The following is a 14,344-nucleotide window of genomic DNA, read 5'->3' on the forward strand; positions in this document are numbered from 1 at the left end:
CAGGCCGGCTTTTTTGTGGCCGTAATCGTAGACCGGAGAAGACGGGAAACGTCGTTATCCGGCCTCTAAGCAGCGCTTAGGCAAAAATCGTCATCAGGTAGGCCGCAAACAACGCCAGATGCGCGGCACCGTTCAGTACGTTAGTACGGCCGGTTGAGAACGAGATATGGCACAGGACCAGCGAGGCCACCATCACAATCATCTCCGGCATGCCGAGACCAAACATCAGATCGTTACCGGTCATATAAGCAATCAGCGTTACCACTGGTACGGTCAGTGAAATGGTCGCCAGCACCGAACCGAAGAACAGGTTCATGGCGCGCTGTACCTGGTTATTCAACACCGCTTTCAGCGCACCCAGACCTTCCGGTGACAGGATAAGCAACGCCACCAGGAAACCGGTAAATGCCACCGGCGCGTTCATGCTGGTAAGCAGCGTCTCCAGCGGGTTAGCGTTCATCTTGGTCACCGCAATAACCGCAATCAGGTGAACAATCAGCCATACCGCATGCCACAGGCTGCTGTGCGCTGAGGGTTTACCGTGATGTGGGTCATCGTCGTCGCTATCGTCTTCATGCTCGTAGATAAACAGGCTCTGGTGCGTTTTAGTCTGAATTAACAAGAATACGCCGTACATAGCGGCAGAAATCAGCGCCACCAACAGAGACTGGCCGATGGTAAAGTTAGCGCCTGGCAAGGCGGTCGGGAAGACCAACACAATAATGGCCAGCGGAAACAGCGCAATTAAATACTGTTTGATACCGAAGAGATTCATATATTGCGTGGCGAATTTACGGCCGCCGAGCAATAACGAGAAACCGACTAAACCGCCGGTGACGATCATAATGATGGAATAAAGCGTATCACGCATCAGGGTAGGGGCGGCGTCGCCCGTTGCCATTAATGCGGATATCAGGCTAACCTCAAGGATAACCACGGAAAGACTTAAAATCAGAGAGCCGTACGGCTCGCCAAGGCGGTGTGCTAATACGTCCGCATGGCGTACAACGCTAAATGCGCTGCAGAGAATACCGACGAGTGCCATGGCGTTAATGGCAATGACCACTGGCAATGACTGATTATTTCCCCAGAATACCAGGATTGCCAGCGCCACTATCGGGAAAATAAGCGACGTCTCCTTATGGCGAGTTTTCACCGCCTCATGCGCGTGGGTCATGTTTGTCTCCATCTGTGCAGGTATTTATAATTATAGAAAAAAGCAGTGGTATAAATTAACAAATTTTTCCACTGGCAATGCGATTTTTTACTAAAGTTTACCCATATGGGCATTTTTTCGCATAGACGTCTATAATATGAAGAATCGGTTAAATATTTATTTAATAACAGCATATTGGTGCGTTGGGATTCGCTGTTTTTGTCGCTAAAACACCGGTGAATTAACGCAGATGTCATAGCAGACAAATTGCATCCTGCAGCATAAAGCTGGATAATATTTCATCAATGACAGCTCCGGAGGTCACCATTCGTTCCCTTATGGGCGTATGTGTTGCAGGGAAGAGTAGTGGTGGTGGAGGTTTAAAGTGTTAACGCGTGATTTCTTGATGAAGGCAGATTGTACAACGGCATTTGGTGCCATTGAGGAATCGCTGTTGTGGTCTGCTGAACAACGTGCGGCATCGCTGGCGGCGACGCTGGCTTGTCGTCCGGATAATGGTCCGGTATGGATTTTTGGCTACGGCTCCCTGATGTGGAACCCGGCGCTTAATTTTAGCGAATCGGTGACGGGTACGCTGGTTGGCTGGCATCGGGCTTTTTGCCTGCGCCTGACGGCCGGTCGTGGTAGCGCCTGCCAGCCAGGGCGGATGTTGGCGCTTAAAGAGGGCGGGCGTACCACCGGCGTCGCCTATCGACTACCGGATGATGAAATCGAAAATGAGCTTTCACTGCTGTGGAAGCGCGAGATGATCACCGGCTGCTATCTGCCAACCTGGTGCAAGCTGTGTCTGGATGATGGACGCACGGTGAATGCGCTGGTGTTTATTATGGATCCGCGTCATCCGCTGTATGAGTCTGACACCAGTGTGCAGGTGATTGCGCCGCTGATTGCGCGCGCCAGCGGGCCGCTGGGCACCAACGCGCAGTATCTGTTCTCGCTGGAGCAAGAGCTGCAAAAACTGGGGATGCCGGACGACGGTCTGAATGAACTGATTGGTAAAGTGCGGACGCTGGTCAGTGGTGTGAATCCACCGGGGCTGGCTTAAACCAGACAATAAAAAACCCGGAAGTGCGTGCTTCCGGGTTGAATCATCAGGCTGCTACGTAGCTGATGGAGTGCTCAAGAGACTGGCTGTGGCTGTCGATCAGCACATTCCAGGTCCCGCTATACGGTACGGTCAGATACGCCTTTTCTTCGTTCTGTACGCTCAAAATATCGGTATTATGGCTGCTGGTATTCTTCTGCGTGCTCATTAAATGAATATGGCAACGCTCTGAACAACGCACCACCACCGTATCCCCACCAAACAATGTCAAACTTGCCTTAACCATCACCAATCTACCCCGCTGCCTATGAGTCAACCCGCGTCCTGCGATCGAATCCTCTAATTTCGCCTGTGATATTGTTCACAAATCACTCATGGCATAACACCAAACACGGGGAGGGCTGATGCTGATTTTGATCAAAAAAATCAGCAACGCTTCAACAAAAATGACAATATCCCTGAATCCTTTCAGCCTTCATGACATTTATACGAGTAATGCCGCAGAGATAATATAAAATCCTTTAAATCGTGAAGGTTTTAGCTTGCCCGGCTAAATCACCGTGAATCAGAAGGTCAGCACCTTGTCTGCCGCCAACGTCCACTGCGCCAGTTCTACCAGCGTGCCAATTTCTACGCCATCAATCAGCGGCAGCGCGCTGATACCACGCCCGTCGGTGCAGGTCTTGCACAGTTTAACCGGCACGCCTTGGGCGGTGAGGATCTCCAGCATCTGCTGAATGTTGTAGCCTTCGGCCGGTTTTTGCCCACGCAGACCCGCGGTCACCGCGTCAGACATTAAAAATAACTGCAGCTGCAGGTCATCTTGCTGTTCGCGCAGGGCGATGGCTAAACGCAGGCTGTTAAATAGGGATTCGCTGCCATAAGCAGCACCGTTGGCGATAATGACGATACGTTGCATCTGAACTCCTTTAAGGCACGGTTATTGCTAGACGTTAGGACTATCGGTAAGAAAATCCTATAACGGGAGAGCGCATGATAAACCGTGAAGATGAGACACCCGGCGCTATCGAGTGGTTTCGTTACGCGCGTCAGGTGCAAAAAGAGCAGCTCCATCAGCTCGCACAGCAGGGTCAACTGGTGAGTCAGTTAAGCCACGTGGTGCATATGTTACAGTGTGAGCGGGGCGCATCCAACATCTGGTTGTGCTCACAGGGGGGATTATACGCCGCAGAGCGCCGTGCCAGCGCGGCGCTGGTGGATGAACAGACGCGTTGCCTGCTTGCCCGATTGGTCCCGCAATATTTACCCTCCGCCAGTGGGCTGTGTCAGCGTATTGCCCGCGCGGTGTGGTCGCTGGAGCAGCTTCCCGCGCTGCGGGAGAAAGTGACCGCCCTGCAGATAAGCCCAGAGACTGCCACCGGGCAGTTCAGCCGAACTATTCGCCATTTGTTGAATATCATTCCGCAACTCAACGACAGCATCGATGATCCGACGCTGGCAGGGCGGCTGGTGGCGCTTTACAGCTTTATGCAAGGCAAAGAGCTTGTCGGCCAGGAACGGGCGTTAGGGGCGCAGGGATTTGCGCTGGGCGATTTCAGCGATGAACTACGCCAGCGGCTGGTGGACAGAATTGACGGCCAACAGCCTTGTTTCGACAGTTTTTTGTCGCTTGCCAGCGCGCCGCTGAAAATGCTGTTTTTTACCGAGTGCCAGGCGGGCATTGCCATCGAACAGCTGCGGCGTATCGCCTGCACCCGTAAACCGACGGCGGATGACGGGCAGAGCGCGCTGCACTGGTTTACGCTGCAAACCCAGCGTCTGGAGCAGATGCGCGGGCTAGAAGAGCTGCTGATTGGCGAGCTAATGGCTGCCGTCGATAACCTTCTGCACGAAGATGAATCGATAACACCGACGTTTGACGACCCCGTCAGCGACAGTCTGGTGCTGCATCTTGACCGCCAGCTGCTGCCGCTGGTTCGTCAGCAGGCGCGCGAGCTGGAACAGCTGTCCAGCCAGCTAGCCTCGCTGAAGGATACGCTGGAAGAGCGGCGGCTCATTGATAAAGCCAAAAGCGTACTGATGACCCATCGGCAAATGAGTGAAGAACAGGCCTGGCACTGCCTGCGAAAAATGGCGATGGATAAGAATCAGCGGATGGTGGAAATTGCCCGTGCGCTGCTGGCAGTGAAATCGCTGTGGCAAAACGATGAGGAAGGTACCGTTGCACAATCACCGGGCATGAATGCCTGAATGCGGTGCAAAAACGTGATAGCGCTAGCCGTTTTACCCTGAAAATGCGCGCTTTCATATCTGGCATCTGATTTGCATTAATTTTGAAACACTCGGTTGTGCGCCAATGGCGGCGCGCTAACCACGAGGATAAAGGCGTCCTGCAATGCGTAAGCATTGCCGGGCGCTTTTTTTTTGCATTCGGGAGCGAGTATGGGCGAGATGTTTTCACTATCACGGCGGCGATTACTACAGGCAGGGGCCGCGCTGGGCGGCGCAATGTTGCTACCCGGCGTGATGCAATCGGCCTGGGCGGCAGGGTCAGATAAGCCGGAGCTGCAAACGGTCAAGGTCGGATTTATTCCGTTGACCGACTGTGCGCCGCTGGCTATCGCGTCGCTAAAAGGGTTCGATAAAAAGTACGGCATCACGCTGGTGCCGAGTAAAGAGGCCAGCTGGGCGGCGGTACGCGACAAACTGGTTAACGGCGAACTGGATGCTGCCCATATTCTTTACGGCCTGCTGTACGGGTTGGAGCTGGGCATTGCCGGTAAACCGCAGGCGATGGCCAACCTCATGACCCTCAACCGCAACGGGCAGGGGATCACCTTATCGACCGATTTGCAGGAAAAGGGCGTCACCGATCTTAGCGGGCTGAAAACGCTTGTCGCTAACAGTGAGCCGGGTACCTATACCTTCGCCCATACCTTCCCCACCGGCACGCATGCCATGTGGCTCTATTACTGGCTGGCGAGTGGCGGCATTAACCCGTTTACCGACGTGCGCACGGTGGTGGTGCCGCCACCGCAGATGGTGATGAACATGCGTATTGGCAACATGGTGGGATTTTGCGTCGGCGAGCCGTGGAATGCGCGCGCCATCAATGACCGCATCGGTTTTACCGCCGCCACCAGCCAGGATATCTGGCCGGATCATCCGGAAAAAGTGCTCGGCACCCGCCGGGACTGGGTAGATCAAAATCCGCATACCAGCCGTGCGTTGGTTGCCGCACTGCTGGATGCCGCACGCTGGATTGACGCCTCCGACGACAACAAACGCGAGACCGCCAGGATCCTCGCCCAGCGCGGCTGGCTCAATACCAAAGAGCAATATCTCACTGGCCGCATGCTTGGTGCCTATGACAACGGCATTGGTCGCCGCTGGCAGGACCCGCATCCGATTCGCTTTTTTGACCACGGCGAAGTGAGCTATCCCTGGCTGTCGGACGGCATGTGGTTCTTAACCCAGTTCCGCCGCTGGGGTCTGCTGAAAAGCGATCCGGATTATCTGGCCGTGGCCCAGCGTATTAACCGTATCGATGTGTGGAAAGAGGCGGCGCTGGCAGTGGGTGGGGTAACCGCGCCAACACAAACCTTGCGCAGCAGCACATTGATCGACGGCTCGGTATGGACCGGAGCCGACACTGCCGGGTACGCCCGGAGTTTTAACGTTCAACGCCTGGGGGCATGAGATGAAGACCAAAACCAAAATTGTCGATGCGCCTGCACCCGCAGGTGAAGTGATTACGCTGCCGCCGCTGCAGGTGCGCCGCCAGCCTCCCGCGTTCAGACGTCATCTGCGTGGGCTTGCCGAACGCACGATCCCGGCATTGCTGGGACTAGGCCTGCTGGTATTGGCCTGGCAGATTGCCGCCGTCAATAGCAAGGGGTTCCCGACACCGCTGAGCACGCTGGATTCGGCGTTAACGCTGTTCTCCGATCCGTTCTATATCAACGGCCCGAACGATGTGGGCGTCGGCTGGAATGTGCTGGCCTCCTTGCAGCGCGTGGCGGTGGGCTTTGGTCTGGCGGCGCTGGTAGGCATTCCGCTCGGCTTCCTGATTGGCCGTTTTACCTTCGCCTCACGCATGTTTACGCCGCTGATTGCGCTGCTGCGCCCGGTTAGCCCACTGGCCTGGCTGCCGATTGGGCTGCTGCTGTTCCAGAAGGCGGAACCCGCGTCGAGCTGGACCATTTTCATCTGCTCAATCTGGCCGATGGTGATTAATACCGCCGAAGGGGTAAAGCGCATTCCGCAGGACTACCTCAACGTCGCGCGGGTGTTGCAGCTTTCCGAATGGACGGTGATGCGCAAAATCCTCTTCCCGGCGGTGTTGCCGTCGGTGCTCACCGGTGTACGCCTGTCGATTGGCATTGCCTGGCTGGTGATTGTGGCGGCGGAAATGCTCACCGGCGGGTTAGGGATTGGCTTCTGGATTTGGAACGAGTGGAACAACCTTAACGTCGAAAACATCCTGATCGCCATCGTGATTATCGGCGTGGTGGGGCTGCTGCTGGAGCAAGGGTTGATGCTGATTGCGCGTCGTTTTAGCTGGCAAGAGAAGTGAGGGTAAAGTGATGAAACCATTAATTCAGGTGCAGGCCGTGAGCCAGCGTTTTCATACCGCCAGCGGCGAGTTTCTGGCGCTGCAAAACGTCTCTTTTGATATCCACGAAGGGGAAACCGTGAGCCTTATCGGCCACTCCGGCTGTGGGAAATCCACGCTGCTCAATTTGATTGCCGGCATTACGCTGCCGACCGAAGGCGGCCTTATCTGCGACAACCGTGAAATCGCCGGCCCCGGCCCGGAGCGCGCGGTGGTGTTTCAAAACCATTCGCTGCTGCCGTGGTTGAGCTGTTTCGATAACGTTGCGCTGGCGGTTGATCATGTCTTCCAGCGCACCATGAGTAAAGCCGAGCGCCGGGAGTGGATTGAGCACAACCTCGACCGGGTACAAATGGGCCACGCGATGCATAAACGTCCCGGCGAAATCTCCGGCGGCATGAAGCAGCGCGTGGGCATTGCCCGGGCGCTGGCCATGAAACCCAAAGTTTTGCTGATGGATGAGCCGTTCGGTGCGCTGGATGCGCTGACTCGCGCGCACCTGCAAGATTCGGTGATGCAAATTCAGCAGGCGCTAAACACCACCATTGTGCTGATCACCCACGATGTGGATGAAGCGGTGCTGCTTTCCGACCGGGTGCTGATGATGACCAACGGCCCGGCGGCCACCGTTGGGGAAATTCTCGACGTCAATTTGCCGCGCCCGCGCAATCGGGTGCAGCTGGCGGACGACGGCCGCTATCACCATCTGCGCCAGCAGATTCTCCACTTCCTCTATGAAAAACAGCCGAAAGCGGCGTAAGGGGAAGGCCTATGCGGCAACTGGTGATTATCGGCAATGGTATGGCGGCAACCCGGCTGGCGGAAACGCTGGTGGCAGCCGACGCCTCGGCGTATGCCATCACCCTTATCGGCGATGAGCCGCATCCGGCCTATAACCGCATACAGCTGTCGCCGGTGCTCGGCGGTGAAAAGGACTTTGCGCAGACGCTGCTGCACCCGGCGCAGTGGTACATCGAACACGGGATCACTCTGTGTTGTGGTGAAACTGCGCTGGCGGTGGATACCACAGCGCGCAGAGTGCGTACGAGTCATCGCGAGCTGGCGTGGGATGAGCTGGTGTTTGCCTGCGGTTCTTCGGCCTTTCTACCGCCGCTGCCGGGTATTGAGCTGTCGCACGTTTTTGCCTTCCGCACCATCAAGGATGTCGACGCCATTCTCGCGCAGTCTGGTGATGCGGTGGTGATTGGTGGCGGCGTATTAGGCGTAGAGGCGGCTGCCGCGCTACGGCGAATCGGTGACAACGTCACGTTAATTCATCGCGGCGATCGGTTGATGGAACAGCAGCTGGACGAACAGGCCGCGGCGTTGCTGGCTCAGCGGCTGGCGGAGCGCGGCATCACGTGTGAACTCAACGCCGCGATTCGCCAGGTTACCCCGCAGGCGGTTGTGCTCAGCGATGGGCGAGAAGTTCCCGCCGCGCGGGTGGTGATGGCCACCGGCGTGCGGCCAAACATAGCGTTGGCGCAAAATGCCGGTATAGCCTGTCAACGCGGGATTATGGTGAACCGCCAGTTGGCTACGGCGGTTGCGGGAGTGAGTGCCATCGGCGAGTGCTGCGAAATAGACGGCCAAACATTCGGCCTGGTGGCGCCCTGCATGCAGCAGGCGGAGGTACTGGCGGCAAGACTGATAGGCCGTGCGGGACACGATTTTCACTGGCAGGACAGCGGCACGCGGCTGAAAGTCACCGGTATCGATCTCTTCAGCGCAGGGCAAATTCAGGCTGCCCCGGAGGATGAAAGCTGGTGTTCGCTGGACCCTCTCACCGGCCACTATCGCCGCTTGCTAATCCGCGATGGACAGCTAAACGGCGTTTTGCTGCTGGGGGACTGCGCCAGCGCGGCCACCTTCACCGATTTACTGCATACCACGCAGCCTGCGCAAGCGGGTTGGATCTTCGACCAATTCACGACGCAGCCGACGGCTGCAGGAACGCAAACCATGACAAAATCAACATTAGCGGTGGTGGGACACGGTATGGTCGGCCACCATTTTCTTGAGCAATGCGTCAGTCGCAACCTGCATTTGCAGTATCAGATTGTGGTCTTTGGCGATGAGCGTTACGCCGCCTACGATCGGGTGCATTTATCCGAGTACTTTGCCGGGCGCAGCGCGGATTCGCTGTCGTTGGTCGCCGGGGATTTCTTTGCTGAGCACGGCATTGAACTGCGTCTGTCGCAGGCGGTAATCGATATCGATGTTGATGCCCACCTGATCCGCGATGCCGAGGGGCACGAACTGCACTGGGACAAACTGGTACTGGCAACCGGCTCCTATCCGTTTGTGCCGCCGATTCCCGGTAACGATCTGCCGGGCTGCTTTGTATACCGTACTCTGGATGATTTAGATGCCATCGCCGCGCGGGCGAAAACGGCCACTCGCGGCGTGGTGATTGGCGGCGGGCTGCTGGGGCTAGAGGCGGCGAATGCGCTACGCCAGTTGGGGCTTGCCACGGAAGTGGTTGAGTTTGCCCCTAATCTGATGGCGGTTCAGCTCGATAACGGCGGAGCGGCGATGCTGCGGGAGAAGATTGTTGATTTAGGCGTCGGCGTACACACCAGCAAAGCCACGACCGCCATTACGCCAACAGCCGAAGGGTTGACGCTGAGCTTTGCCGACGGCAGCACTCTGGACACCGACATGGTGGTGTTCTCCGCGGGCATCCGCCCACAGGACGCGCTGGCCCGCAGCGCCGGTATTCGCCTTGGCGAGCGCGGCGGTATCGCGGTGGATAACCAATGTCAGACTTCCGCTGCGGATATTTTCGCTATCGGTGAATGCGCGGTGTGGGATAACAAAATCTACGGTCTGGTGGCTCCGGGTTACCAGATGGCGCGCGTCGTGGCGGCAACACTTGCTGGTGAAGAGAGCGCGTTTACCGGGGCGGACATGAGTACCAAGCTCAAACTGCTGGGCGTCGATGTGGCCTCCTTTGGCGATGCGCAGGGGCGAACCGTCGGCAGCCAGAGCTATCAGTGGATCCATGGTCCAGAGCAGGTTTATAAAAAAATCGTGGTCAGCGCCGATGGAAAAACGCTATTAGGCGGCGTGCTGGTGGGGGATGCGAGCGACTACGCCACGCTGCTGCAAATGATGCTGAACGAGATGGCGCTGCCGTCACGCCCTGAATCGCTCATTCTGCCGGTGATGGAAGGTAGCGCACCGAAAGCATTGGGCGTTGCCGCCTTGCCGGATAGCGCACAGATTTGCTCATGCCATAACGTCAGTAAAGGGGATATTTGCCAGGCCGTGAGCACCGGTGCAACCAGTATTGGCGCGATTAAAAGCTGCACCAAAGCGGCGACCGGCTGCGGTGGCTGTAGCGCACTGGTGAAACAGGTGATGGAGTATCAGTTGGAACAGCAGGGCGTGGAAGTGAAAAAGGATATTTGCGAACACTTCCCGTACTCACGCCAGGAGATTTACCACCTCGTGCGGGTCAACCGCATTCATACCTTTGAACAGCTGATTCAGCGCTATGGCCACGGTGACGGTTGTGAAATCTGTAAACCGCTGGTCGGTTCGGTGCTGGCATCGTGCTGGAATGAATACCTGCTTAAGCCCGCGCACCTGCCGCTCCAGGACACCAACGACCGCTATTTTGCCAATATCCAGAAAGACGGCACCTACTCGATTGTGCCACGGATGCCGGCGGGAGAAGTGACGCCGGACGGGCTGATTGCGATTGGCCATATTGCCAAACGCTACGCGCTGTACAGCAAAATTACCGGCGGTCAGCGCATCGACCTCTTCGGGGCGCGGCTGGAACAGCTGCCGGATATCTGGCGCGAGCTACTGGCGGCGGGATTTGAAACCGGCCATGCGTATGGCAAATCACTGCGGACGGTAAAATCCTGCGTCGGCTCAACCTGGTGCCGCTACGGCGTGCAGGACTCCACCGGGCTGGCGGTTACCCTTGAACACCGTTACAAAGGGCTGCGCGCGCCGCACAAAATCAAAATGGCGGTCTCGGGTTGTACCCGCGAATGTGCTGAAGCGCAGAGTAAAGACGTTGGGGTTATTGCCACCGACAAGGGGTGGAACCTCTATTTGTGCGGTAACGGTGGCATGAAGCCGCGTCATGGCGATTTGTTTGCTAGCGATCTCGACGACGCGGCCTTGCTGCGCACCATCGACCGCTTCCTGATGTTTTATATCCGTACCGCCGATCGCCTCCAGCGCACCAGCACCTGGATGGATAATCTCGAAGGGGGGCTGGAGTATCTGAGAAGCGTGATCCTCGATGATTCACTGGGGATTGGCGAAGAGCTGGAGCAGGAGATGGCGCGGGTTATCGACAGCTATCAGTGTGAATGGCAGACCACGCTTAATGACCCGCAGCGGTTAGCGTTGTTCCGCTCGTTTGTGAATAGCGACAGCCCGGATGAGGCCGTGGTGCGCCAGCCGGTACGGGGGCAATTGCAGCTTGCGCCAGTGGCTGAGCTGCCTGTGCTTGCCGCAAGCAATAAACCGTGGCAAGTCGTCTGCTCCGTCGAAGCAATCCCGCCGCAGGCCGGCATTGGTGCCCGTCTTGGGGAGATGCAAATCGCGCTGTTTCGCTTGAATGACAAAGTCTATGCGCTGGATAACCAGGAGCCGGGTAGCCAGGCCAATGTGCTGTCGCGTGGGCTTTTGGGTGATGCTGGCGGTGAGCCGATGGTTATCTCGCCGCTGTATAAACAGCGTATTCGTCTGCGCGATGGCCGCTCATGCGAGAGCGGCGAGCCAATGGTACGGGCGTGGCCGGTGAAGATTGAAGACGGCAAAGTGTGGGTGGGCAACCAGGCGCTGGTGATGCGCGCGGAGGCATCATGACGCAAACCCGAACCACTTGCCCGTATTGCGGCGTTGGCTGCGGGGTATTGGCAAGCGTGCGTGACGGCGAGGTCAGCGTGCAGGGCGATGACGCGCATCCGGCCAACGTTGGGCGGCTGTGTGTGAAAGGGGCATCACTTGCTGAAACCATCGGTTTGACCGGACGCCTGCTGCATCCGCAGCTTGATGGCCAACCGGTCAGGTGGCCACAGGCGCTTGGTGCAGCGGGTGACCGCCTGCGAGCAATTATCGCTGAACATGGCCCGCAGGCGGTGGCATTTTACGCCTCCGGCCAGCTATTAACGGAAGATTACTACGCGGCCAACAAGCTGATGAAGGGCTTTATCGGCGCGGGGAACATCGATACCAATTCACGGCTGTGCATGTCATCGGCGGTCATCGGCTACAAGCGGGCGTTTGGCGCGGATGTGGTGCCGTGTAGCTATGAAGATGTTGAATGCAGCGATTTGGTGGTGCTGGTGGGATCGAACGCCGCCTGGGCGCATCCGGTACTGTATCAACGGCTGGTACAGGCAAAACAGCGTAATCCGCAGATGAAAGTGGTGGTGATAGACCCACGGCGTACAGCGACCTGCGATATCGCGGACCGCCATTTGGCGATCGCGCCAGGGACGGATGCGGGGCTATTTGTCGGCCTGCTCCAGACAATAGCGGAAACCGGCAACGTGGACACAGGCTTCACTGATGCTGACGCCGCGCTGGAGCTGGCTGCGGGCTGGACGGTGACAAACGTTGCCGATTTTTGCGGTCTATCGGTCGCTGACGTGCAGGCGTTTTACCTGGATTTCATTACCGCACCACGCGCTATTACGCTCTACACCATGGGCATTAATCAGTCGTCCAGCGGCAGCGACAAATGCAACGCTATTATTAACGTTCATCTGGCGAGCGGGAAATTCGGCCGTGCGGGCTGCGGGCCATTTTCGCTGACCGGACAGCCAAATGCCATGGGGGGCCGTGAGGTCGGTGGCCTGGCGACGATGTTGGCGGCACATATGAATTTTGAGCCTGCGGACCTTGCGCGGGTGGCGCGCTTTTGGGGTACCGAACGGCTGGCGCAGACGCCGGGTCTGATGGCGGTGGATCTGTTTAGCGCCATCGGGCGCGGTGAGGTGAAAGCCGTATGGATTATGGGCACCAATCCGGCGGTATCGTTGCCGGACAGTCACGCAGTGAGCCGGGCACTGGCGGCGTGCCCGCTGGTTATCGTCTCCGAGGTGGCGGCAGATACCGATACCTCGCGCTATGCGCACATTCGGTTTCCGGCGCTGGGGTGGGGGGAGAAAAACGGTACCGTCACTAACTCCGAGCGGCGAATCTCGCGGCAACGGGCGTTTCTCCCGGCCCCTGGGGAGGCAAGGGCTGACTGGTGGATCATCGCCCAGGTGGCAAAACAGCTCGGCTTTGCCGCTGCCTTTGACTGGCAGCATCCGCATGAGGTGTTTAGCGAGCATGCGGCGCTTTCCGGCTATGAGAATGATGGCCAGCGGGCATTTGATATCAGCGGATTGTCTGAACTGACACGTCAACAGTGGGATGCCCTGGAACCGATACGTTGGCCGGTCAGCCGAGGTCACAACAAGTGGGACCTGAATCGCGGCTGGCGCGGCGATGGGCAACTGAGGATGGTGCCGGTTGCCCCGCAGGGAATGCAGGCGCACGCCGAGCCGCTTTATCCTCTTATCCTCAACAGCGGACGTATTCGTGACCAGTGGCATACCATGACCCGCACCGGAGATGTGCCGCGTCTGATGCAGCATATTGCCCAGCCCATCGCTGAGATAGCACCTCAGGACGCCGCCCGTTTTGGTCTGCATAGCGATGCATTGGCGCGGATCAGTTCTCCGCGTGGGGTGATGGTCGCACGGGTTGTGGTGAGTGACAGCCAGCGTCCTGGCTCTCTCTTTACACCGATGCACTGGAATGACTGCTTTGCCCGGCAGGGGAAAATCAATAACCTGGTGGATGCGGTAGTTGATCCGCATTCCGGGCAGCCTGAAAGCAAGCAGACGGCGGTACGCATCGCGGCGTGGCAACCACGCTGGCAGGGCGAGCTTTACTCCCGTACGCCAGTAAACTTACCGACGCATCTGCACTGGTGGCGTAAGGCCGTACCGGGGCTGCATCATCTGACGGTGTGCGGCGACAGCCTTATTCAAACGGAGTTGTTGGCCTTATGTCAGCATCACGGCTGGCAGATTCAGGTTGCCAGCCTCGGAGAGACGTGGCACCTGTTAGCGTGGCATCAGGGACAACTGATGTTGGGCTTCTGGAGTAGCCGGGCGCTGCCGGAGGTTGATGCATCGCTTATCGTGCGCGCGTTTAGCGATGCGCCGCAGACGCTGATGGCGCGTCACGCGCTCCTCGGGGGGCGGGATCTGGCGCGGCCCGCGGTCGGAAAAATTGTTTGCAGCTGTTTCAGCGTGGGTGAAAAAACCATCATTGAAGCGATTGAGAAACAGGGCTGTTCGACGCCGGGAGAGCTCGGCAAAATGCTTAAGTGCGGCACCAACTGCGGTTCGTGTATTCCCGAACTCAAAGCGCTGCTGGTCTGCGCTGAACGGAAGGTGATGATTTCATAACCATTCAGTCTATTCCTGGAATGCGGCGCGAAGGCTGAAGGTGGCGGCCAAAAGGGCTAAACTAAGACCGCTAGGGTTGGCGATTTCCGACCCTCTTTTTTAGTTGG

At 57.5% G+C, this 14,344-nt stretch carries 10 protein-coding genes; 7 read left to right on the forward strand and 3 right to left on the reverse strand.

Features of this window, described 5'->3' with window-relative positions:
* Positions 1-76: 76 nt before the first annotated feature.
* Positions 77-1,177, reverse strand: coding sequence for a sodium-potassium/proton antiporter ChaA (gene chaA / locus KP80_RS14600; protein WP_052284383.1), 1,101 nt, complete (start codon positions 1,175-1,177; stop codon positions 77-79).
* 364 nt (positions 1,178-1,541) lie between these two features.
* Here chaA and KP80_RS14605 point away from each other — a divergent pair, with 364 nt between their 5' ends.
* Positions 1,542-2,222 carry a gamma-glutamylcyclotransferase gene (locus KP80_RS14605; RefSeq protein ID WP_052284384.1) on the forward strand — a complete coding sequence of 227 codons (681 nt, stop codon included), beginning with the start codon at positions 1,542-1,544 and terminating at the stop codon, positions 2,220-2,222.
* Positions 2,223-2,268: 46 nt separating this feature from the next.
* Here the strand turns inward: KP80_RS14605 and KP80_RS14610 are convergent, their stop codons facing one another.
* Both KP80_RS14610 and KP80_RS14615 read right to left on the reverse strand, forming a co-directional pair.
* Complete coding sequence (locus KP80_RS14610; protein WP_052284385.1) at positions 2,269-2,514, reverse strand: DUF1883 domain-containing protein; 246 nt, start codon at positions 2,512-2,514, stop codon at positions 2,269-2,271.
* A 273-nt stretch (positions 2,515-2,787) separates the two neighbouring features.
* A complete protein-coding gene (locus KP80_RS14615) occupies positions 2,788-3,141 on the reverse strand; it encodes a DsrE/DsrF/TusD sulfur relay family protein (protein ID WP_052284386.1) in 354 nt (117 codons plus the stop codon).
* 74 nt (positions 3,142-3,215) lie between these two features.
* Here KP80_RS14615 and nasR point away from each other — a divergent pair, with 74 nt between their 5' ends.
* The 6 genes from nasR to KP80_RS14645 all read left to right on the forward strand — a co-directional run bounded on the left by nasR (position 3,216) and on the right by KP80_RS14645 (position 14,237).
* Positions 3,216-4,433: a nitrate regulatory protein NasR gene (gene nasR, locus KP80_RS14620; RefSeq protein ID WP_052284387.1), complete on the forward strand. Its 1,218-nt coding sequence runs from the start codon at positions 3,216-3,218 to the stop codon at positions 4,431-4,433.
* A 192-nt stretch (positions 4,434-4,625) separates the two neighbouring features.
* A complete protein-coding gene (locus KP80_RS14625; protein WP_052284388.1) occupies positions 4,626-5,882 on the forward strand; it encodes a CmpA/NrtA family ABC transporter substrate-binding protein in 1,257 nt (418 codons plus the stop codon).
* 1 nt (position 5,883) lies between these two features.
* Positions 5,884-6,759 (forward strand): nitrate ABC transporter permease, encoded by an 876-nt coding sequence (gene ntrB / locus KP80_RS14630; RefSeq protein WP_052284389.1) that lies wholly within the window; start codon positions 5,884-5,886, stop codon positions 6,757-6,759.
* A gap of 10 nt (positions 6,760-6,769) precedes the next feature.
* Entirely contained in the window at positions 6,770-7,558 is a 789-nt protein-coding gene (locus KP80_RS14635) for an ABC transporter ATP-binding protein (RefSeq protein WP_052284390.1), read from the forward strand.
* Positions 7,559-7,569: 11 nt separating this feature from the next.
* Positions 7,570-11,634, forward strand: a complete 4,065-nt coding sequence (gene nirB / locus KP80_RS14640; RefSeq protein WP_072129128.1) for a nitrite reductase large subunit NirB — start codon at positions 7,570-7,572, stop codon at positions 11,632-11,634.
* Positions 11,631-14,237, forward strand: a complete 2,607-nt coding sequence (locus tag KP80_RS14645; protein ID WP_052284391.1) for a nitrate reductase — start codon at positions 11,631-11,633, stop codon at positions 14,235-14,237. Before nirB ends, KP80_RS14645 begins: the two co-directional genes overlap by 4 nt.
* Positions 14,238-14,344 lie beyond the last annotated feature (107 nt).

Origin of the sequence: Kluyvera genomosp. 1, assembly GCF_001266615.1 — a bacterium.
GTDB classification, from domain to species: domain Bacteria; phylum Pseudomonadota; class Gammaproteobacteria; order Enterobacterales; family Enterobacteriaceae; genus Kluyvera; species Kluyvera cryocrescens_A.